Origin of the sequence: Pseudoalteromonas sp. N1230-9 (assembly GCF_032716425.1) — a bacterium.
Classification (GTDB): Bacteria; Pseudomonadota; Gammaproteobacteria; order Enterobacterales; family Alteromonadaceae; genus Pseudoalteromonas.
On sequence record NZ_CP090419.1, the window covers coordinates 2,017,272 to 2,038,127 of the forward strand.

Consider the following 20,856-nt stretch of genomic DNA (forward strand, 5'->3'; position numbering starts at 1 on the left):
CTGTATGTTGGGTAAAGTTACAATGGCCTTTTAAGATGGGATTTATAAACTAAGTTAGTTGATAACGCTGACTACAGAGCAATAGTAAGTTAACGAAAATACACAAAGGCAGGCAAATACTGTGTAAAACTAAAGGCCTTGCGGCCTTATGTAAGAATTAGCTCACAGATAGACGCCTAGTGCCTATTTCATTGGCTGTACCACCGACAATCACTTTCTTAATTTGCTTATTATTAGATTCAACTGACGCGGTAATTAATGAAGAACAGCCCATTGCTCGACCTTGCTCAAATACAAAGTGATTATTCGAATTTATAAAAACATGCTTTGTTAAATAACAGGCAAGCGCCCCACTCGCACTACCTGTTGCGGATTCCTCCGAAATACCAAATAAAGGCGCAAAATTGCGGCAGCTTGCAGTTATAGGGCTTTGCGTGTTCTCAAGCTCAAAGGCGTGAATGCCTACAACATTATGTATTTTACTAAAATCAGCAATCAAAGAGTCATCGCAACTAATTTTATCGAGTGTACCAAAAGGGACAGGCACAATTATATCTGCCAAGCCTGTTGATATAACCTCAATAGGCATCTTGGTTGATGATAATACACTCACATCAATCCCGATTAATTTTGCTATCTCATCGTATCTGAACGTGCCTAAAAACTGCGGTAAGGCTTGCTCCATGGTAACTAGGCCACTTTCATCAATGCTGACACCAAGTAAACCTGCTTTGGTTCTCTGTGTATAGCTACCTGCTTTAACAAGGCCATGTCGAAACAAAGTTGAAAACACAGCGAGTGTCGCATGACCACAAAAATCGACTTCAGTAGTGGTCGTAAAAAATGATACCGCAAAATCAGCTTCAGGGTCGCGTGAAACAAACGCCGTTTCTGAAAAGCCAACTTCTTGAGCTATTGCTAATTTCTGACTATCAGAAAGCTCATCGGCATTTAAAACAACACCTGCAGGATTCCCACCGCTCTCCTGTGCAGTAAAGGAGTTAACTAAAAAGACATTAATATTTTTCAAATCGATTTCTCATTGTGGATATAACGACTGTGACTGAGTGCGTGACATCAGCTTTTCAATTTCAGCAATCACCATATCAGGCTCATCATTTTGTACAAAGTGATAACTATTACTGGTTAAAACACTTTCTCCTTGCGGAAACTGCGCAGCCCACTCTGAATGAAGTTTCCCCCAAAGCTCCCTTCCTTTATCGGTAAAAAATAAAAGTGGGGGGTTAGCAAACTTTTTAACAGAAGCAATGACTGTAACTGGTATATCAGGAATGTCAGGATAATCAGGTAATGGACGCTTAGACCAAAAATCCAAATACTGATTTGACATTCCAGTCGCAAGATCGTCTAACTTTACCTGTGCTATCTCTTTTTCTGCTTGTTGCAAATCTATCTGGCGCATAATATCAACATCATGTTCAGACGCAGGCTCAATTAACATCAGTGCAGAGAGCTTACCTGGATAACGTGAGGCAAAAACCCTTGCTATATAAGCACCATATGAGTGAGCAATATAAATAACAGGTTCATTTATATTCAGCGCTGTCAGTAAGGTATGTGCTTCATCTGCATATTCTTCAGAACTGTAGTTTTTAGTTACTTTTTCGGAGCCGCCATTGCCAATACGCGAATATCTAATCACCTTAGCTTTGCTTGATAATTGTTCAAATATCGCATCCCAATCAGATAAACCTGCCGAACCACCCGCCTCAAGAAAAAGAGTGTGTTGGCCATGGCCTTTTATTTCGTATTCAACCTTATAGCCGTTCACTTTTACAAAACCCGTTTTAGCTACAGAACTAAACGTAACAATTGCCAGCAATAAAATGCATATTGATTTCACTTGTTATCCTTATATATTCGTCAGTGATTTATTAGATCTTCCACTGTAATATTACTTTTATACGTAAAGACAATGCTTTGCCGCTCTGTTATTGCAAAGAAAGCGACGCACCTTATACAGCTTGAACATGATTACCAGTAATCAAAGGTTACCACCATATTCATTACTAAAATCATGAATTCATATACTATTTTCTTTTCTTGTCCTCAACATAGCTTTTAACGTCCAATAAAATTAGAAAAAGTACAAATGATCCACACCACATAGCAAAGACCCATACCGCAGGCAATAACTCAGACCAACTGGTTATATTGATTACTTGATAATAAAACACACCTAATGAAATTAATGGCAATATGAATAGAGAATAAAAAAGCAAAATAATTGAACGGGACAATAGTTTTTGATAAATATTTTCTGTTTTAGATCTAAGCTCCACCAGAGCAAAAACACATTGCGTGGCTATAAAAAGCATAAATACTTGCAAAAAGCTCCAGCCTATAGCTGCTAAAACTGCAATCCATTGCATATATTTCTCCATAAAATTAGTGAGTTACGTAGAATATTACTACAATTCTGCCTTAGGTAGCTAACACTGTTTTAAAAACAACCAAGAGTCGTCAGTGAAAGCGATAAAAAAAGCCCAACTACGGCAACAGCTGGGCTAAGAAATAACAACTCACAGTAAACCTAGTGCTACTAACCTTCTTCTTGCTCCATAAAGCGCTGAAGCTGGTCTTTAAGATTAGGTGGAATGCCTTTTATCACAAGCGTATCTGTTGCTTCGTTGTACGTAACACGTTCACCTAAATGTTTACGCTCAAAGCTGACACTTACGCCACCACCCATACCTGAAAATTTCACCATGCTGGTGACGGTCTTTTTATCTACAGGGAACGATTCTTCTAAGTCGTAGCTCTGCTCCTGGCAAAAGCTTTCAAATGGACTATCGTCATTTTTTGATAGTGTAGCCGACAGCTCTTTAACATTGGCATCTTCCCCTGTCGTTACGCAGTCATTACAATAATCAAAAACTTGTTTGCGTAGCTCGTCTTTTTCTGACTTATCGTATTGCTGTTCTGATAAATAATCTTCTACGGCATTTAGCATCACTTGGCTTTGTTGCTTAGGATCAATTCCCTCTTCGCAGCCTAAAAAGTCTAAAAAGAAATCTGCAACTTTGCGACCCGCACGACCTTTAATGAAAGAAATATAACGATTATCCTCTGGTTGCGTATCCCATGCGGTTAAGTCAACACGTGCAGCCAATTGCATACGAGAAATATCTAAGTGACGCGATGATGCTAAATCAAGCTCAGACGTAATTGAATAATGCTCTTTAATGTTGATCATAGCAATTAACAGGAAATCACTTGCCACATACTGATAATGACAAAAAACTAAATAACCTGTTTCATTAAAGGCATACTTATTGAGCTCTTCCTTTAATACGTTAGTTGCTTGCTCGGTCATATGCCAAAAGCCGAGCTCATCATTGCGATAGCTTTGCATCGCCGATGCAACCACACTGTTTTTATCACCGCTAAACGCGCAATAACCTTTACCCGGTTTTCCATTGTATGCATGGTGTAACTGTTCAATAAATACAGCGACTTTGTCGTTAACAACCATCTCATCATTGCGTAAATGAATTTCTGTATCGTCGTCCTTTTTGTCTACATAATGAACGACTAATTTTTTAACATCTATTGTCATCTTTGTTTTTCACGCCTCTGGTGTTAAAATACGGGAATATAACTCTTTTTATCGAACCAACTGATGCCTATCATATCAAAATATTCCAATGACCAAGTAGAACAAATCGTTGATCAGCTGATTGATGTACTGACAGAGCATAAAGCGCCTGTTGATTTAAGTCTTATGTGTTTAGGAAATTCTATCACGCATATTTTAAAAGAGCATGTCCCGTCAGAGAAAAGACAAGCTGTTGCCGACAACTTTGCAAAAGCATTAGCACAGTCGGTTAAATAATATTTATGAATTTATCGCAACAAAGTCAATTCTCATCAAAAGTAAGTCAGCTTTTAAGCTGGGGGCACTGGTTTACCTTCGCAAATATCGGCTTAGTGTTATTTATTAGTCTGAGTTATTTATTTGCAGACAGCGCACCGACCACCTTTATGGGGGTTGTATATATGTTGGTAACCTGGTTAAGTCATACCAGCTTTATTACTTTTATTGCCTTTGTTTTAACGATATTTCCATTAAGTTTAGTCTTTCCATACCCGCGACACATACGCGGTATGGCTGCACTTATAGCCACTGTTGGGGCATCACTTTTAACACTTGATGCCTATGTCTATTTTAATTTAGGTTATCACTTAAACTCATCTGCATTACCTGAAATTGTCTCATTGTTATGGCATCGTTTAACCAGTTCTCCTGCACTTACAACCTTACTTGCAGGCGGTATTGTGCTGCTTATTCTCGCGTTTCAGTTACTTGTGAGTAATTATACTTGGCATCATCTTGCTCGTTTAAAGCAATACAAATTCGCACGTTATGCAACTAGCACTATTTTAGTGTGTTTTGCACTTAGCCATAGTATTCATATCTGGGCTGATGCTAACTTAAAGTTTGATATTACCAAACAAGATAATGTACTCCCGCTGTCATACCCAACAACAGCCAAAAGCTTATTAGCTAAAAACGATTTACTCGATATAGAAAGCTATAAAGAAGCGCACGATGTCAGGCTCGACCCTCATAACGTTGGCTATTTACCACCCACGCCTATTGAACAATGTAGTGTAGAGACTGCCGCTAAAGTAGATATTTTAGTCTTTTCAGATAATCAAGCATTAGAGCAGTTTGTAGCCGATGAGCCGACTTTACGCAAAACGGACTTATTTCTTCAACCTATTGAAACAGAAGACACACTATTTAGTTTGTTATACGGCTTACCTGCTTTTTATAAAGCCCCTATTATTACTAATCAGCAATTGCCGCTATGGGTTAATGAAAAACGTTCATTGCATGTAGAAGGCTTTAATCAATTCGATTATGTGAATATTACTCAGTCAGATGCCGCCGTTAGACTCATTAATGCGTCGAACACAACTAACGTTCGTGAAGATGCAACCACTATTTTTGCATTTAGCCTAGCACAGCAAAACAACGGTATTGTTACAACTTCAAGACTTTATAGCTCAGATAAAAAAGTTGTCCAAACTGACGGACTTATTCAGCCAAGTGATATTATCGCAACAAGCATTGGTCAATATCTTGGCTGCCAAAGCTTAGCTAAACAAACAATGCTGGGTAGTAATTTGTATAAACGCCATGACGACACAGGTGTAAACTATTCTCAAAATGTCTTTATTGCATTTAAAAAGGATCGGATCACACTAATAGATTCAGATGGCAACTTTAAAAATATATCGGCCGCACAGGGTTTTGCTATTGAGCAAGGACTCGACATTCCATTTTTAGTACAGAGCATAAAAAAACTAAAACGCTTTACCCCTTAATATGCTAAAAATGACGGCTTAATTATAGTTACTCAACACTATTAATTTAGAGGACATGGATGTCATGAAAGCCGTAATCCTTTTTTTATTTAGTTTTCTGTTTTTTATCTACCCTACAAAACAGTTTGCAGCTCAATACTATAAGTGTACGACAGATAAAGGCACTATTTTTAGTCAACAACCTTGCGGTAGCCGCGCAACTAAACACACCATCAATGTAACTGACCCTAATATTGAAGCACCGAAAGACTTTGTTAAGCAGTTAAACGAATTAGAGCGCCAGCAAATTGTTCGTAACCTTGAGGCTGAAATACGCAGTAATAAACACAAGCTTGCCATTTTAGACCGTGAGCGTGATCGCGCCCAATTTCAGCAAGAGCAACGCCTTAACAGAATATTATCTGATCAAGACAAAAAGCGAATCGAAAAAGACATCAAGCAACAGCTAAAATCAATTAATAAGCAATACAAACAGGATGTTGACGTGTTAACTAAAAAACTCGCTAGATTAGAAAAAAAGTTAAAGCGATATAATTAGTTATGTTTAACTATTGGGTTTCATGATTAAATAACATATTCTTAACACGCTAGAGTTAAAGCTCTAATATAAGTGTATTGAGTTTTTAAGAAGGGGTTTATATGCAACCACAACATATTGCAGAGCTAATTTTATCTGGCTTTCGCAATCACTATAAACTTTTTCAAGCAATAACAGCTAAAGCCCCCTATGCCTTTGCTCAGCAAAATTGGCAAAAGATTAATGAAATTAGCAAACTCAGGATCAGCCATTACGATGATCGGGTAAACGAAACAATTACAAAACTAAAATCGTTAAACGAGCAACAAATCATCGAGCTTGATCAAACATGCTGGTTAGAAACCAAGCAAATCTATCAACATTTTTTAAGTTTCCACCCACAAGCAGAGCTTGCCGAAACATTTTATAACTCCGTTTTTTGTCGACTATTTCATCGTCGCTACTTTAACAATGATTTTATTTTCGTCGAAGCAACACTCGCTGATGCACCTGCGCTTCCTGTTGAGGCTGAGTATAGAAGCTATTTTCCTGTTGTTGATGGCTTAAGACCGACTATTCGTAAAATCATCACCCAATTTGATTTTAAAGCGCCATTTGTGGATTTAGAACGCGACATCCGCCTATTGGTAAAGGCCTTTTATAAACAAGCACCCGATACACACCATCAAGCGTGGCAAATGCGTTTTGATATCCTGCAAGCACCTTTTTACCGTAATAAAGCTGCCTACATTGTTGGTCGTGTGGTGTCACAAAGTGGTGTGCAGCCTTTCATTATTGCTGTTTTACATCATGAAGACAAAGGCTTGTATCTGGATGCGCTACTGACCAAGTCATCACAAATGCGAGTTATTTTTGGCTTCGCACGTGCTTATTTCATGGTTGAAACCCATGCGCCATCGGCACTCGTTCGCTTTCTAAACCAACTTATGCCAAATAAGACCTTAGCGGAACTATACAATGCTATTGGCTTTCACAAACAAGGCAAGACAGAATTCTATCGTGAATTTTTAAGTCACTTAAACCATTCTAAAGACAACCTCGTTATAGCCCCAGGTACACCGGGGATGGTGATGATGGTATTCACCCTCCCCTCGTTTGGTTACGTATTCAAAGTGATTAAAGACACCTTTGGCGAAAGCAAACCGTTTGGCCGTGATACCGTATTGAAACGCTACCAACTCGTTAAAAGCCATGACCGCGTTGGTCGAATGGCAGATACAATAGAGTATTCGAACGTCGTATTTCCTCTTGCTCGCTTTGATAGTAAATTACTAGAAGAGTTACATAAAACAATTGGCTCTTCGATGATTATTGAGGGCGAGTGGCTGATTATTAAACATTTATATATTGAAAGGCGAATGACCCCCCTTAATATGTACCTTGAGAATGCCACTGAGCAACAAGCGTTTGAAGCCATTGAAGAATACGGCCAAGCTCTAAAAGAAATGATTGCCGTCAACATTTTTCCAGGTGACATGCTATTAAAAAACTTTGGGGTGAGTAAACACAATCGCGTTATTTTTTACGATTACGATGAAGTTCAGTATTTAACTGATATGAACTTTAGAGCATTGCCAAAAGCAAAATCATATGATGATTATTTAACAAATGAGCAAAGCTACTCAGTTGCGCCACAAGATGTTTTCCCTGAACAATTATGCACCTTTGTCACGGCAAACCCTGTATATAAGCAATACTTGCTGAGTACTCATCCAGAGCTTGAAGACCCAGAGTTTTGGCAACAAGCGCAAAAGAATATAAAACAAGGCAAGGTGAGTCATATTTACCCGTACCCTGCCGGACAACGGTTTATCCATTATTGGTAAACACTAAGGACATGCAATGAATATAAGTAAAATAGATTTAAACTTACTTGTTTACCTCGATACGCTGCTTAGGGAGTGTAATGTAACAAAAGCAGCCAACCAGCTGAGTATAACTCAGCCAGCAATGAGTAACGGCCTCAAGCGTCTTCGCAATTTATTTAACGATCCTATCTTAGTTCGCACCAGTGAAGGTATGGTTCCAACTGAACGTGCTAAAGAACTGCAACCTGTGATCCGCGGCATTTTAATGACGTTAGAAGAAACGCTTGCTCCTAACCGCGAATTTGAAGCATCGCAAAGTAAGCGAGTCTTTCGTATCATGGCCAGTGACTACGCTGCAAGCACCCTCGCACCACGCTTACTGAGTAAATTACACGAAGAAGCACCGGATACAACACTCGATATCTTAACACCAAGCGATGTGACCTTTCATGATGTTGAAAACGGTAAAGTTGATATGGCTATAAATCGCTTTGAAAACTTACCACAATCATTTCATTATAAGCAGATTTGGAAAGATAGCTTTTGTTGCTTAGTAAAAGCCGATAATCCTATTATTGAAGACTTTAGCCTTGATAGCTATTTAAAAGCCCGCCATATCTGGGTAAGTAAAACAGGCTTTGGTGTTGGCGTGGGTATGGACCCTAAAGATGTGCAAAAGCTTGGCTGGGTAGATGAAGCACTTGCTCATTTTGGTAAGCACCGTAATATTGCAACCTTCACACGTAACTACCACGTAGCCATTCACTTAGCAAAAGAACAAAACCTAGTTGCAACTCTGCCTTCAAAAGCAGCCAATATATACCTAGATGACCCTGGTTTAACGATTCTTGAGCCACCCTTCCCAATTCCTCCATTTGAACTCGATATGATCTGGAGCCCTTTATTACACCGTGATGCCAGTCATATATGGTTACGTCAAAAAGTGGCTGAAGTCGCAGATGAGCTTAAGTAACATTTTACCTATTAATTTGTAATTATTGCTGATGTTTGCTTTAACGAGGACACATCAGCCCCTTTCTTATCTCTTTATAATTTCACAAGTCATTGAAAATAAAACCCTTATAAATAATTAACGACTATGGAACGTGTCTTGCTCTAATTTATGTGCATTGTTTTTAAGTTATTAAATTTAAATTTTAAAGAGGTCATTATGCAAACACATCAAGGACATGACGTTCATCATATTGCAGATATCATTCAAGTTATGAACAGTGGTATCGATTTTTATGAAAAAGCACAGGAAAAGGTTGAAGATCCAGCCATAATTGCACTATTTCAACGCATGATAGATGCTCGTAAAGTAAGCATAGAGCGCTTACAACCTTACGCCATCAATGAAACTGGTGAACGCGAAAATGGCTCTGCATTTGCTGTAGAAGCACGTAAAGCCTATACCGCGTTAATTACTAAACTTGGCGCTGATAAAGATAAAACCTACGTTGATGAGCTTGAAGAAGTTGAAGACAAAACACTTGCTGAAATTAAGCACGCACTCGACAAGCCTCAGCCACACGACTGTGAAGCAGCGTTATCAAAAACACTGCTAACTATTCAAAGCTGTCACGCTGAAATGAGTAAGCTTAAAAAACACTAACTTGCTAACTAATCAAAGCCCAGTTCAGCTGGGCTTTTATCTATTTAGATATTGGTTTGTATTTTCCCTGAAAATTTAACAATTAGATTTGGGTATCATCTGAAAGACAACTAAGAACTAATTCACCATCCGTAGTTCGTTCTTTGCCAAAGTTCGGCTAAGGTCCAATAACTGACCAACAAGCACGACTCGTTACTGCCCCACTTCGTGTTAACGCAATAGCTCTAGAACTCTGCATCAAACGAACATTGAATATTTTCTTTTGATATAGTTTTTATATTTAGAATTGCAACTTTCCCCCATATTCAGGAAAATTAGTAATTTGCGTATATTTATCGTCAGACTATTTCACCAATCTTAAAAGACCTTATTAACTAGCAAAAGGTCAGCTAATTTGTTAAAAACGTAGTAATCAGAAAAGTGAGCTGTTTTGTTGTAAAAATATGCGCGATGAGTGCACTATTAAAATGTTAGCATTCAATTGGAGTCATGTGAAAAATTCAAAAAATTTAAACGAATTCCAAATCGAAAATGATGGGACGTTGGATTATCTAAAATTAGAAGATAATAGTACTTCGACAGAACAAGGTATTTCTGTTTATTTTAGAAATATTGAGGAAAACCTTGTTAAATACATTGAGCAAGCACCTGCCGTGTTTGGTGCTGTAGCTTGGCTTACTAGTAACAACATACTTGATTCTCTAGCTAAGGTTGAAAATGTTCAAATCATTGTTCAAAAGGAAGATTTCCTTAAGCCTGACACTGGCTACATAGATCCAGAAAGTTGGAAATCTAAGCTCCATGGAAAATACTCTAAGTTAAAGTGCTCAATACATCGTGGTGAGTTTGAATACTGGATCTTAGGTGCTACATCTCTTGAAAGTGACTACTCGTTAGATCCTGTAAGGTGCTTTGGTAACTATAATTTTAAAAAGTTACCTGCTTTTCCGAGAATGCATAATAAATTTTTGGTTTTTGCAAATGTTGAAGTAGTAATGGACTGTGGTATGTATCCAGTCCATGTAATTAAACCATATGCAGTTTGGACTGGTTCATTCAATTTCTCAGAAAATGCAACTAACTCTTTAGAGAATAGTTTGTATATTACAGACAAAAAAATAGTCAATGCTTACTTTAAAGAGTACACACAAATAGCGGCTGTTTCTGAAAAATTAAATTGGGATTCAAAATGGATAAAACCAGAATGGCATGTGGGAGTGTAAGTATTAAAATGCTAACAAGCACTGTAAACGGAACTCGAACAGTTGGCTCCGCTTCGCTCCACATTTTAGCCAACGATTCTCGTCCGCTTAAGTGGGCGTTAGAACTTAATCGAGCTACGAACAATACAAGGAGCCCACATGGCTGAGGTAATAGAAGAAAATACATTATTAGAGTCAGCAACCGTGAGTTTATTACGTGTTCAAGAGTTCGACGTAGATCAACTACCTAGAGTTAATGAGCTAGGGAGCTCACTGAATTTTCAAAATTCAATTGAGCCGGCAAAACGGCTGATATCTTTGTATAAAAGATTGTCTACAACAGCGCTTGAAGATTTTCCTGATAACGTATTAACACAAATCAAGCAGCAGTGTGATGCAGGCTACCAAATAAATACTCTAAAATGTTTTTGTCCACAGACGGGTTATAAACATAACTCGCCTTTGTCCAAAAACGAGTTTATCCTACAGTCTGCTTATCGCGAATATAAGACTGTCAGATTTTATCAAGGCCTACCAATAAAGCCTGACAGGATATAGTTAAAGTTGATGATAACTAAGCACCCAAAAAAGAGCGATTCAACTATTTAACATCAAGCTCCATTACAACACCATCTTCATCGTCTTCTTCCGTCACAACAAAACCAAACTGTGAATAGAATTTACGCATCACATGATGACCTGGCATGTAGAGTATGGTTATTTTTTTACACTCTGGAATAACTTTCATCTCGTTAATTACTAATTCTGTTGCGATTTTACCTATACCTTGGCCTTGATATTTTACATCAACCATAAACTGAGCAATGTAAAACTCATCAGGGAGTCCTTCTTCAAGTTCTTGGTAGTATTGAATAAAACCGACGACTTCATTTTCGCGATATATTGCTCGATTAACATAATGAGGATAAAAGCTAGATTCAGCGATAGACTCTGAATTTAACGCGACGTAATCCTCTTGCTCTTTAGTTATTTCTAAGTGAATTACATCCACCCAATTGTCCTTCGTAACATCACGCAAAGTAACGTTCATAAACTTCCCTTTATATTCTTTTCAAGAAAAGTATATATATGGGTAAAGTGAATAAAAACAATGCTTAATTAGAGGATAAGCCTTTGAGTGTGTGCGGCAACTTTTAGTTAAAATCGCTTGGTAGATAGATCACCCAGTTCCTTTGGAAATCAAGTTCTAGGGATCTACATCAAGCGATTTAGTATGGTTTATTGCCCCGTTAAACGCTTAGCAAATGAAATAGCATAGGCTGTTGAGCGTAGCTTAAGTACTTTGTCATCACTTGGCATAAAGCCTTTAGACAATAGATTTGGGTCATAATTTGTGAGGTCGCAGCCTGATTCGCCCGTAGATTCTATCGTAAGCTTTCCTAAATTAATTGTTGTGCGATCAACAGGCCAACGAACTGAAGGATCGGTTAATGCATCACCCTGCTCGGCTAACTCTGCTTGAAAACGATAATGAACCTTCCCTTTTGCTAAATCCTCTTCAAGCCGCTTTGCAAGAAATGACTTGGGTAATGTTTTCATTTCCTCTTCTGTTAGCACTTGTTCTGGCTCTTCTGGCACCATAGTCCACCTAAAGGCATGCTTAGCGCCCTTTTCATCAACCATGTAAAAGGTATGCACACCAAAATAACGCGAAGACACATACGATGCAGGCGGATTATGGCTTTGTAGCCAATTAAACTGCCCTAAGGTACTCGGGTGTTGTTGCCTGTATGCTTTCACTTTTGCAAAATCGATTTGACCCGTTTTTTCGTCAGGTAATAAAGTGCTTAGCAAACCAAAAAATGCTTCAGGGCTGTTACCTGCAAAAACAGGCGTGGTAAGCCCTGCGATATTGTGCACATCGCCATTTTCTAGCACAAACTGCACCCCCATACCACGTGGTGAACGTGATGTTTCATCAGCGTGAGGGTTACCACCGCCCATAGAAAAACGGATATTCGCTTTAGACGGCGCATTAAATAAAGGGCTGATTGAATACTGTTTTGCGGCTTGATTAGGTGTAAATGTGCCGACAGCGCACACACCTTTGGCGTGACCTTTTCTGATACCTGGCTGCTTACCCGAGAGCTTCTCAAATAAATTTATGAAATCTTGCCCATTTACTGATTGCTCCGCAAAACTTGCTGTGGGTATAACAAGACATACAGCACAAACCAAAGACTTAATTTTTAGCATTTATCCATCCTTTTAACTTAGTTACATCGAGATGACCTAACAAAGCTTATTATGATTTCATTAAAGTTAATAAAAAAAACTCCACCAACAAAAACGCTACAAACATTTAATAAACTTAGAATAATTATTTAACTACCGTATTTTTAAAAGCTGCTAACTTTAAATTTAGGATCCGAAAACTGCTGTGGCGCCCAGCAATTTAAAAATAATCCGTGTTCATAACACGACTGTGGCTAGTGCACTTAATCATAAATTTTGTGTCTTGGCCAAAAACAACAAGGACCTAATTATGGTGAAACAACATAAAAAGACCACTGCAAACGCTGATGTAGATATGACCCCCATGCTCGATATTGTGTTTATCTTGCTTATATTTTTTATCGTAACAACCTCGTTTGTTAAAGAGCGCGCAATTGAAGTTAATCGCCCTTTGGCAAAACCAACTCTTGATAACCCGAAAAAACAAGCGCAATTTACTATCACTGAAAATGATAGTATTTACTTTGCAAACCGGCTTATAACACCAGAGCAGATAATCGCTAACCTCGCGTTATTTGCCGCACAATTTGAAATGACAAATGTGCAAGTTACAGCGAGTGAGCAAAGTAGTCACAAAACCTTGGTCACCTTGCTTGATAAAATAAAACAGTATCAAGATGTTCCAATCTCTATAAGCACGTCTTTATAACTAAAAAAGGGCCTAACGGCCCTTTGCAAGTTTATAATAATAAAGGAATCTAAAGGGAGTTTAGAACTTGTACTCTGCACCTACGTAGTAGTATGCACCGTTAAAACCAAATGGTGCTGAACGACGCGAGTAAGTGAATACACCAGGGCTTGACACTATTGTGTTGCCGTTTGCATCAACAATCGTACCCGAGCGCGAATTACCAATGGTGTTCTTATCTGGATAAACATCAAATAGGTTATTAGCGCCAATGTTAAACGATAAGTTTTCATCGAAGAAGTAACTCACTTTCACATCCGTTAAGATTTCAGCACCGTATGTTTGGCGTCCGCCGTCTTCCACAGTGTACTCACCATAACGGTTTAGTGATAAGTTTACTGTCCAGTCTTCAAGTCGGTAAAGTGCACTTAAGTTAATGCGATCTTCTGGCTGCCACTCTTCGATGATTGACGTTTCTTGAGCAGAAAACACATCTTCAACAGGAATAGTTTCAAGACCACTGCCTGATGGCGTAAATAAATCAACCACATCTGTTTTGGTGAAGTTAGCAGCAAAGGTGAAATCGAGCGTGCCGCCAAGGCCTTCAGTGTTCCATGTGGCAACTAAATCAACACCTTCTGTTTCTGTGTCCGCACCATTTAAGAAAAACTGACCAGCCCCTGCGCCAGAGCTGACAAGTGCAGCATCAAGTGTATCTGATAAACCTTTACCTAAACGGTTAGAAATAACGATACGGTCATCAATATCAATCGAATAGTAGTCAATGGTTACGTTGATATTGTCAGTCACGTTATACACAATACCTAAACTACGGTTTTGCGATTTTTCTTCTTTTAACTTAGGAATACCAATCGATTGCGCGAGTGTACTGTCGTTTCTAAAAGTACCCACTTGTTCAGCCACTAAGCTGCCATCATCGCCAACAACAAACTGTGTACTTATGTTATTAAAGTAAAGCTGTTGCATCGACGGTGCTCTAAAACCTGTACTCAATGCACCGCGTAAAGAGACATCTTCAGTAATCGACCAATTAGCCGCTAGCTTAAAGTTAACAGTGTCGCCAAAGCCTTTGTAGTTATCGTAACGAAGCGCGCCTGAGATAATAACATCATCGATCACGTAAGTTTCAGCATCCGCATAAAATGAAATCACATCACGTGATTCATCCACAGACGACGCAGGATCAGAACCACCAAAGCCTTGTGTACCACTGGCTGCATCTTCACTACCCACACCACCACTAAGGCCTGAATAAATGCTTACACCATCAACGGTGTCGTAATCACGATAAGCATATTCACTGCCCTCTAAGATGCGAAATTCATCTGTGCGGATTTCAGCACCCAATGCTAATGAAAAATTATCGTAATCTTTTGTGTAATCAAGATTAAGTGTTTGTAGAGATAATTCTAGGCCATATGCAAACGCTGAACGCGGGATGGTGGCACGAATTTCATCTGCTGATAAACCTTGCTCATAACGAAGTAAGTTCGCGTACGAACCATTAATTGTGTCACTTGTGGTGTAATCAATGCTGTTTTCACCGTAGGTGTAAGATAAATCAATGCTTGAGTCATTATCGAACGACTTTTTAAAACCTACGTTATAAGACACGTCATCAATAACGGTATTAATTTTCGGTAAGAAGCCCATTGGAATTGTTGCATCACCGTCTTGTAATACAGGGTTACCAGTCGCATTGGCGTTATGGCGGAAAAATGCCGCTGATTCATTTTCACGGTTTGAATAAGTGATAAAGCCATACAGCTCACCACCAGCAAGTTCATAACCAGTATTAACGGTTAAAGCAAATTGCTGAGAATCAGCATCACCAATTCTAAATGTATCACGCGGTGCTGTTAGTTCGCGTGGGTCACCAGCAAGTAAAGTGCCGTCATCAAGCTCCGTACAACCATAAAATTGACATGAGCCATGAAGGCCAGCACGGTTGGTTGGAGCGCGATCACGGTAGTTAATTGTGGTATTTAAATAACCATCATCACCTAGGGCAAAACCTGTGTTAAAATCAATATTAACGGTTTCGCCATCACCCTCTGAGTATTCACCATAGTTAATGGCTGCTTTACCACCTTCTTCAGCATCTTTTAACACGATATTGATAACACCGGCAATCGCATCTGAACCATATTGCGCGGCTGCACCATCACGTAAAACTTCAATGCGCTTAATTGATGCCGCAGGAATAGCATTCATGTCAGTACCTGCGGTACCACGACCTACTGACGTATTAATATGGATGATACTCGCTTGGTGACGACGCTTACCATTGATAAGTACTAAAGTTTGGTCGGGCCCTAAACCACGTAGTGTTGCCGGACGCAGCGCATCAGTACCATCACTGATAGACGAGCTGGAAAAGTTAAAAGAAGGGGCGATAGCTTGAAGCATTCGGCCCACTTCTGTTTGTCCTGTATTTTCAAGTGCCTCCGCACTTAAAATATCAACGGGTACCGGTAAATCCTCAACTGAGCGCCCTGCTACACGACTACCAACAACAGCGATTTTCTCGATATTTTCTTCTGCAGCTTGTTCTGCTGCAAATGCCTGATTATTGCTTGCAAGTAGTAACGGCACGACTGCAGCACTGACCCCTGAAAGGTTTTTCATGTTGTTATCTTTCCTATTGATTTGTTTGAGTTTTATACTCAGTAAACCAGTTTGATCAACAACCGCATCGAGCTTAGTTCCTTGAAGCATGGTCTCAAGTGCATCTAGCTTGGTATAAAAACCAAACACCGACTGTGCTTGATATTGCTTAGCAAGCTCAAAAGAGAAAATAACCGTTTGGTCTGTTTGCTTAGCGAATTCAATCAAGGCTAAATCTGCTCGTTGCGCTTTAATATCAAATTGCAGCATTTGCTTTTCAGCAGCAATGGCTGGTTGCCCCATACATAAGCCGTAGACAGCCATCGACGCTGGAAATAAATGCAATTGTTTACTGCGCAACTTAATCAAACAGTTCAGAAAGAAAAATCCACTATGTAAATTTAACTTTTTTTTATTTAATTTTTTGTGATTAACATTAACAACGTGAAAATCATTTTTTTTCATGAGGGAAATTAGCTTTTACTTTCAAAACTTAAACTAACACGATGCTCGCCCAAGCGTTGATGTTTAACCGCTAAATTAGCGTGTAACGACTCAAGTAATCCTTTTATATCGCCAGCCTTGAAAACGCCTGCAACTTTTAAAGAAGTTAAATCAGGATCAGTCAATTCAAAACGGGTAGCCGTGTAACGACTAACCTCTTGTAGCGCTTCACCCAAAGGCTCACCATTAAAAATAATCATGCCATGCTGCCATGCTAAATCTCGCTGTACATCATCCATCGACAGTTGTTTAACAGGCTCTGTTTTACTGTGTTTTATAAGCGCTTTTTCACCCGAGACAACCACGTTCGCATGGAATTTTTTTATCGACAGGCTCTCGTTTGAAGCATCTTTTAAATGCTCAAAGTCATTTGCATCAACAAGCGTGTGTGGCTCAGCTATCATTACTTTGCCCTCTGTGACTACCAACTCAAGATCTGATGAAGTGTTACGCTGAACATTAAACACGGTGCCAAGAGCAGTAAAAGACTTGTCCCCAGCAATGACTGTAAAAGGTCTGCTCGCATCCTTGGCGACATTGAAACGCCCCTCGCCTCGATTCAATATAAGTTGACGACGATCGCCCGTGTATACCACTTCTAACTTTGTATTGGTGTTAAGCTGAACAATCGTGCTGTCTGGCAAGACATAGGTTGCCTGCTCACCGACTTTGGTTCGATAAATCTTTGTAAATTTCGCATGGTCGTCTTCAGCTGATTGCCAATAACTTGAGTAAATCAGTAAAACACAACCCAGTAACATCACAACTAGAAAACTTGCTGCGGTTGCCAAGCCAAAAACCGCTGGTTGTTTATGCTGAGTTTTTTCAGGAAAAAGGCTACTTAGCTCATTGAGCACACTCATTTCATCCCAAAGTTGAGCGAGTTCAAATAACGCATCTTGATGGGCACTGCTTTGTTTTGCCCATTGTTGTAGCTCACGCACTTCTTTATCAGATAAGCCTCTGTCAATTGCGCTTACCCAACGACTCGCCTGAGCTTGAATCATATCTTTCGACGAAAAAGGATGAACATTACTCATTTATTCACCTCTTTGGCGGTTACATCAGTGGTATTTAATTGATTTAGTTGCTGAGTGTCATGTGCTTTCATGGCATGCAATGCATGCAGGAGCCCTTTGGCGATGTGCTTTTCAACTGTACTTTCGCTCAACTTCATTTTAATTGCGATTTCCTTTTGGCTTAGACCATAGACCTTTTTTAAAATAAAACACTTTTTAACTTGAGGGCTCAACTCGTTAGTCACGCGGCAAAAAAATAAAAAACGCTCTTTCGAGGTGACTTCATCTTCAAGTGCCATTGAGCGCATCTGATTGGTGACTTGTTGATGCTCATCAAGGGACTCTTTGTATTTATTATCCCATTTCGCAACGTGATTTAATGCCAAGTGCTTCGCAGTTTTAAGCATATAACTGTGGGTATATTCAATATTTTGCTTAAGATCAGCCTCGTAACTTTTAATAAACGTTTCTTGAATTATATCTTCAACGTCATCAGGGCTGACAATACGTGCAACAAATCGTCTGAGTTTGCTTGATATATCAGTAAATGCGGTAATAATTCCTGTCTGTTCCGTCATCCGTAACTCGCACTTGTTATTTTATAGCTAAGGTTACGAGATTTCATTTTAATTACAAGACAATTTGTTAATTTTCTGTTCCTCAAGTAAATAAAGTTTTCATGAAATTATAAAAAATCTCTGTTTTTCGAGTGACTAAACTGTTTTGAGGCTTTAAAAACCAAACTGGCGCATCTGCATCAGCGAGACAATTGGGTAATATTTCAATTAGCTCGCCTTTACTAAGTTCATCCTGAATGGCTATACGCGATTTAATAGCAATACCATGCCCTGCAATTGCTGCTTGAGTCATGTTATCTGAGTTTGAAATAGTAAACCGAGTACGCGCATTGTGATGAATAACTTGATTATTTTCGATGAGCTTAAGCTGACGCTGCCACGGTAAACATACCCAATAATGATCAACTAAATCATCCACAGACTTGGGCATGCCATATTTTTCAAGATAACTTGGTGCGGCACACAGAATACGGGAATTAACAGCAAGTTTTCGAGATAATAAATTAGAGTCAACTAACTGTCCTACCCTAATCGCCACATCTTGGGCGTCATCCACTACATTCACAAAATGATCTGTAATCATAAAATCTAATTTTAAATCAGGGTATTGTTGCTCAAACTGATTAAGCCTTGGCATCACAAATTTAGAAAAGACCCATGGCGGCATGGTGACACGCAATAACCCTGATATTGCCGAACCTCTTGCACCTATTTGATGTTCAGCATCATACAACGCTTCCAAAATTGCACTTGCGCGTTGGTAAAAGACGTCTCCTGCCGGTGATAACCTTATTCGCCGACTGTCTCGAAAGATAAGCACGGTAGAAAGTGCCTTTTCGAGCTTACTTAAACGATGGCTCACTGTTGCTGGCGATAAACCTTGTGCTTTTGCTGCCGCCACGACCCCTTGGTTCTCAACAACCGCTATAAATGTTTCTAAATCGGATAGGCTATACATACTTTCAGTTCAACATTTTCGAATTTAGCTTTCACTTTTGCCTAGTATATATAAAAAAATAAAACACTATACTGCATTTTTTATCCTAATGGTCTGGAGCCACACTATGTCTTTAAAAAGCCAAATTGACGCATTCGAAGTACAGAAAAAAGCAAATGTTCCAAGCGATATCCTAAACTTAATGGACATTACCACCGAGAAACTGATCGCTGAGCAGTTAAATCAACATGCATTACCAGTAGGCGCCGTATTTCCTGACTTTAGCCTGCCAAATAGTCATGGTGAAACCGTGACACTCTCGCAGTTATTAGACAAAGGACCTGTGGTGCTTAGTTTTTACCGTGGCGGTTGGTGCCCATACTGTAACTTAGAATTACGTGCGCTAAATGCACTGAAGGACGAGTTTGCTAAACACCATGTTCAACTAGTAGCAGTTTCACCACAGTTACCTGATCAGTCGTTATCAACTGAACAACAGAATGAATTAGCCTTTACGGTCTTATCAGATGTTGAAAATACACTAGCAAAAGCATGTGGATTAGTGTTCACATTAGATGAGCGCTTAATTCCAGTATATAAAAAGCTGGGCTTAGATATTCCTAGTGCAAATGGGGATGACAGTTATGAGCTTCCTCTGCCTGCAACCTACGTTATTGATAAAGACCGTACTGTTCAATATGCATTTGCTAAAGAAGACTATACTCTGCGTGCAGAGCCAAGTGACGTATTAAATGTGGCAAAAGGGTTGCAGAATGCGTAATGTCAGTCTATCAACTAAATTATTATGTGCTTGTATATTAATGTTTAGCACCTTTATTGGGAGTGCAGCTGTGGCAAAGAGTCAACCTCTTAAAACCCCAAAAGTAATTGTATTTGATGTTAACGAAACCTTACTTGACCTTGAACAAATGAGGCATTCTGTCGGTGAAGCACTTAACGGACAAACACAACTATTGCCTCTTTGGTTTTCGACCATGTTACATCACTCATTAGTTAGCACCGTGACGAATGACTACCATGATTTTGGTGAAATTGGTGTCGCAGCATTAATGATGGTGGCAAGTAACCATCAAATTAATATTACTAAAGAGCAAGCAAAACTAGCGATTGTACCACCGCTTTTATCTCTTCCAGCACACCCTGATGTAAAGCACGGACTTGCTCAGCTTAATGATAAAGGCTTTAAGTTAGTAAGCTTTACTAATTCATCAAATAAAGGGGTAGCAGCGCAATTTAAACACGCTGAGTTGACGAGTTTTTTTAGCGACCGATACAGTGTTGAAGATATCAAGGTATATAAACCCGATCTTCGCTCGTATCAGTGGCTACTTAAACAACTTGATGTAGCACCGGATGAGGCGCTGATGGTGGCCGCCCACGGTTGGGATGTCGCCGGTGCAAAAGCCGCAGGTATGCAAACTGCCTTTGTTGCAAGACCAGGTAAAGCGCTGTATCCACTAGCGACAAAACCTGACTACATTGTTAATGATATAAAAGAGCTCGCTTTACTACTTAATCGTTAATATAAACCCTATGAAGGCTACAAACGGTAGCCTTCATACTTTTTGTTGTTCGCTTCGCACACAACCCAGTAATTTTAATGTATAGAGCATTCATTATTTAGTCTAAAAAACAAACCAAAAAGTAAACTAAATGGTGTACCTTTGAAAGTTTTAGGTATACACTGATTGCGCTTAATCCTAGCATGGTTCGCCTTTTCATGACTTGTGGGCTATCGACTATGCTTACTATACTTAACAATTGGAC

21 protein-coding genes are annotated in these 20,856 nt (G+C 39.2%); 11 read left to right on the plus strand and 10 right to left on the minus strand.

The features are described 5' to 3' along the window. Nucleotides 1–157: 157 nt before the first annotated feature. The 4 genes from LY624_RS09420 to yejK form a co-directional block, all read right to left on the minus strand. A complete protein-coding gene (locus LY624_RS09420) occupies nt 158–1,030 on the minus strand; it encodes a PhzF family phenazine biosynthesis protein (RefSeq protein WP_341802849.1) in 873 nt (290 codons plus the stop codon). 9 nt (nt 1,031–1,039) lie between these two features. Further along, nucleotides 1,040–1,864: an alpha/beta fold hydrolase gene (locus LY624_RS09425; protein ID WP_341802850.1), complete on the minus strand. Its 825-nt coding sequence runs from the start codon at nt 1,862–1,864 to the stop codon at nt 1,040–1,042. Between the two features lie 187 nt (nt 1,865–2,051). Then, nucleotides 2,052–2,393: a hypothetical protein gene (locus LY624_RS09430; protein WP_341802851.1), complete on the minus strand. Its 342-nt coding sequence runs from the start codon at nt 2,391–2,393 to the stop codon at nt 2,052–2,054. A gap of 170 nt (nt 2,394–2,563) precedes the next feature. Then, nucleotides 2,564–3,580, minus strand: coding sequence for a nucleoid-associated protein YejK (gene yejK / locus LY624_RS09435; protein ID WP_130150031.1), 1,017 nt, complete (start codon nt 3,578–3,580; stop codon nt 2,564–2,566). A gap of 63 nt (nt 3,581–3,643) precedes the next feature. Between yejK and LY624_RS09440 the strand changes: the two genes are divergently transcribed. From LY624_RS09440 to LY624_RS09475, 8 genes are all read left to right on the plus strand, one after another. Then, entirely contained in the window at nt 3,644–3,856 is a 213-nt protein-coding gene (locus LY624_RS09440; RefSeq protein ID WP_054554702.1) for a DUF1414 domain-containing protein, read from the plus strand. 5 nt (nt 3,857–3,861) lie between these two features. After that, on the plus strand, nt 3,862–5,355 hold the full coding sequence (locus LY624_RS09445; protein WP_341802852.1) for a DUF3413 domain-containing protein: 1,494 nt from the start codon (nt 3,862–3,864) through the stop codon (nt 5,353–5,355). A 64-nt stretch (nt 5,356–5,419) separates the two neighbouring features. Then, nucleotides 5,420–5,893 carry a DUF4124 domain-containing protein gene (locus LY624_RS09450; protein ID WP_341802853.1) on the plus strand — a complete coding sequence of 158 codons (474 nt, stop codon included), beginning with the start codon at nt 5,420–5,422 and terminating at the stop codon, nt 5,891–5,893. 101 nt (nt 5,894–5,994) lie between these two features. Further along, entirely contained in the window at nt 5,995–7,719 is a 1,725-nt protein-coding gene (gene aceK, locus LY624_RS09455) for a bifunctional isocitrate dehydrogenase kinase/phosphatase (protein ID WP_237114155.1), read from the plus strand. Between the two features lie 16 nt (nt 7,720–7,735). After that, on the plus strand, nt 7,736–8,674 hold the full coding sequence (locus LY624_RS09460; RefSeq protein WP_062569248.1) for a LysR family transcriptional regulator: 939 nt from the start codon (nt 7,736–7,738) through the stop codon (nt 8,672–8,674). A 198-nt stretch (nt 8,675–8,872) separates the two neighbouring features. After that, entirely contained in the window at nt 8,873–9,316 is a 444-nt protein-coding gene (locus tag LY624_RS09465) for a ferritin-like domain-containing protein (RefSeq protein WP_062569411.1), read from the plus strand. 491 nt (nt 9,317–9,807) lie between these two features. Then, a complete protein-coding gene (locus tag LY624_RS09470; RefSeq protein WP_341802854.1) occupies nt 9,808–10,539 on the plus strand; it encodes a hypothetical protein in 732 nt (243 codons plus the stop codon). A gap of 138 nt (nt 10,540–10,677) precedes the next feature. Continuing rightward, nucleotides 10,678–11,076 (plus strand): hypothetical protein, encoded by a 399-nt coding sequence (locus LY624_RS09475; RefSeq protein WP_341802855.1) that lies wholly within the window; start codon nt 10,678–10,680, stop codon nt 11,074–11,076. 43 nt (nt 11,077–11,119) lie between these two features. Here LY624_RS09475 and LY624_RS09480 read toward each other — a convergent pair whose 3' ends face one another. Then, nucleotides 11,120–11,569: a GNAT family N-acetyltransferase gene (locus LY624_RS09480; RefSeq protein WP_341802856.1), complete on the minus strand. Its 450-nt coding sequence runs from the start codon at nt 11,567–11,569 to the stop codon at nt 11,120–11,122. A 188-nt stretch (nt 11,570–11,757) separates the two neighbouring features. Beyond that, the gene (locus tag LY624_RS09485; RefSeq protein WP_341802857.1) at nt 11,758–12,735 is read right to left on the minus strand and encodes a catalase family peroxidase; all 978 of its coding nucleotides are present in this window, start codon (nt 12,733–12,735) and stop codon (nt 11,758–11,760) included. Between the two features lie 289 nt (nt 12,736–13,024). Between LY624_RS09485 and LY624_RS09490 the strand changes: the two genes are divergently transcribed. Further along, nucleotides 13,025–13,423 carry an ExbD/TolR family protein gene (locus LY624_RS09490; protein WP_341802858.1) on the plus strand — a complete coding sequence of 133 codons (399 nt, stop codon included), beginning with the start codon at nt 13,025–13,027 and terminating at the stop codon, nt 13,421–13,423. A gap of 60 nt (nt 13,424–13,483) precedes the next feature. Here the strand turns inward: LY624_RS09490 and LY624_RS09495 are convergent, their stop codons facing one another. From LY624_RS09495 to LY624_RS09510, 4 genes are all read right to left on the minus strand, one after another. Then, entirely contained in the window at nt 13,484–16,333 is a 2,850-nt protein-coding gene (locus LY624_RS09495) for a TonB-dependent receptor plug domain-containing protein (protein WP_445936709.1), read from the minus strand. Nucleotides 16,334–16,503: 170 nt separating this feature from the next. Beyond that, nucleotides 16,504–17,574 carry a FecR family protein gene (locus LY624_RS09500; RefSeq protein ID WP_341802860.1) on the minus strand — a complete coding sequence of 357 codons (1,071 nt, stop codon included), beginning with the start codon at nt 17,572–17,574 and terminating at the stop codon, nt 16,504–16,506. Continuing rightward, on the minus strand, nt 17,571–18,131 hold the full coding sequence (locus LY624_RS09505) for an RNA polymerase sigma factor (protein WP_062569255.1): 561 nt from the start codon (nt 18,129–18,131) through the stop codon (nt 17,571–17,573). Before LY624_RS09505 ends, LY624_RS09500 begins: the two co-directional genes overlap by 4 nt. Nucleotides 18,132–18,213: 82 nt before the next feature. Then, nucleotides 18,214–19,089: a LysR family transcriptional regulator gene (locus LY624_RS09510; protein ID WP_130150042.1), complete on the minus strand. Its 876-nt coding sequence runs from the start codon at nt 19,087–19,089 to the stop codon at nt 18,214–18,216. A gap of 106 nt (nt 19,090–19,195) precedes the next feature. Between LY624_RS09510 and LY624_RS09515 the strand changes: the two genes are divergently transcribed. After that, complete coding sequence (locus LY624_RS09515) at nt 19,196–19,849, plus strand: peroxiredoxin-like family protein (protein ID WP_341802861.1); 654 nt, start codon at nt 19,196–19,198, stop codon at nt 19,847–19,849. A gap of 40 nt (nt 19,850–19,889) precedes the next feature. Beyond that, the gene (locus LY624_RS09520) at nt 19,890–20,612 is read left to right on the plus strand and encodes a haloacid dehalogenase type II (protein ID WP_341804399.1); all 723 of its coding nucleotides are present in this window, start codon (nt 19,890–19,892) and stop codon (nt 20,610–20,612) included. Nucleotides 20,613–20,856 lie beyond the last annotated feature (244 nt).

Excerpts from the sequence above, each read along its gene's own strand:
- LY624_RS09430 (WP_341802851.1), bottom strand. The coding sequence starts at position 2,393 with ATGCAATGGATTGCAGTTTTAGCAGCTATAGGCTGGAGCTTTTTGCAA.
- yejK (WP_130150031.1), bottom strand. The coding sequence starts at position 3,580 with ATGACAATAGATGTTAAAAAATTAGTCGTTCATTATGTAGACAAAAAG.
- LY624_RS09440 (WP_054554702.1), top strand. The coding sequence starts at position 3,644 with ATGCCTATCATATCAAAATATTCCAATGACCAAGTAGAACAAATCGTT.
- LY624_RS09445 (WP_341802852.1), top strand. The coding sequence starts at position 3,862 with ATGAATTTATCGCAACAAAGTCAATTCTCATCAAAAGTAAGTCAGCTT.
- LY624_RS09450 (WP_341802853.1), top strand. The coding sequence starts at position 5,420 with ATGAAAGCCGTAATCCTTTTTTTATTTAGTTTTCTGTTTTTTATCTAC.
- aceK (WP_237114155.1), top strand. The coding sequence starts at position 5,995 with ATGCAACCACAACATATTGCAGAGCTAATTTTATCTGGCTTTCGCAAT.
- LY624_RS09460 (WP_062569248.1), top strand. The coding sequence starts at position 7,736 with ATGAATATAAGTAAAATAGATTTAAACTTACTTGTTTACCTCGATACG.
- LY624_RS09465 (WP_062569411.1), top strand. The coding sequence starts at position 8,873 with ATGCAAACACATCAAGGACATGACGTTCATCATATTGCAGATATCATT.
- LY624_RS09475 (WP_341802855.1), top strand. The coding sequence starts at position 10,678 with ATGGCTGAGGTAATAGAAGAAAATACATTATTAGAGTCAGCAACCGTG.
- LY624_RS09480 (WP_341802856.1), bottom strand. The coding sequence starts at position 11,569 with ATGAACGTTACTTTGCGTGATGTTACGAAGGACAATTGGGTGGATGTA.
- LY624_RS09485 (WP_341802857.1), bottom strand. The coding sequence starts at position 12,735 with ATGCTAAAAATTAAGTCTTTGGTTTGTGCTGTATGTCTTGTTATACCC.
- LY624_RS09490 (WP_341802858.1), top strand. The coding sequence starts at position 13,025 with ATGGTGAAACAACATAAAAAGACCACTGCAAACGCTGATGTAGATATG.
- LY624_RS09495 (WP_445936709.1), bottom strand. The coding sequence starts at position 16,333 with ATGGGGCAACCAGCCATTGCTGCTGAAAAGCAAATGCTGCAATTTGAT.
- LY624_RS09500 (WP_341802860.1), bottom strand. The coding sequence starts at position 17,574 with ATGAGTAATGTTCATCCTTTTTCGTCGAAAGATATGATTCAAGCTCAG.
- LY624_RS09505 (WP_062569255.1), bottom strand. The coding sequence starts at position 18,131 with ATGACGGAACAGACAGGAATTATTACCGCATTTACTGATATATCAAGC.
- LY624_RS09510 (WP_130150042.1), bottom strand. The coding sequence starts at position 19,089 with ATGTATAGCCTATCCGATTTAGAAACATTTATAGCGGTTGTTGAGAAC.
- LY624_RS09515 (WP_341802861.1), top strand. The coding sequence starts at position 19,196 with ATGTCTTTAAAAAGCCAAATTGACGCATTCGAAGTACAGAAAAAAGCA.
- LY624_RS09520 (WP_341804399.1), top strand. The coding sequence starts at position 19,890 with ATGTTTAGCACCTTTATTGGGAGTGCAGCTGTGGCAAAGAGTCAACCT.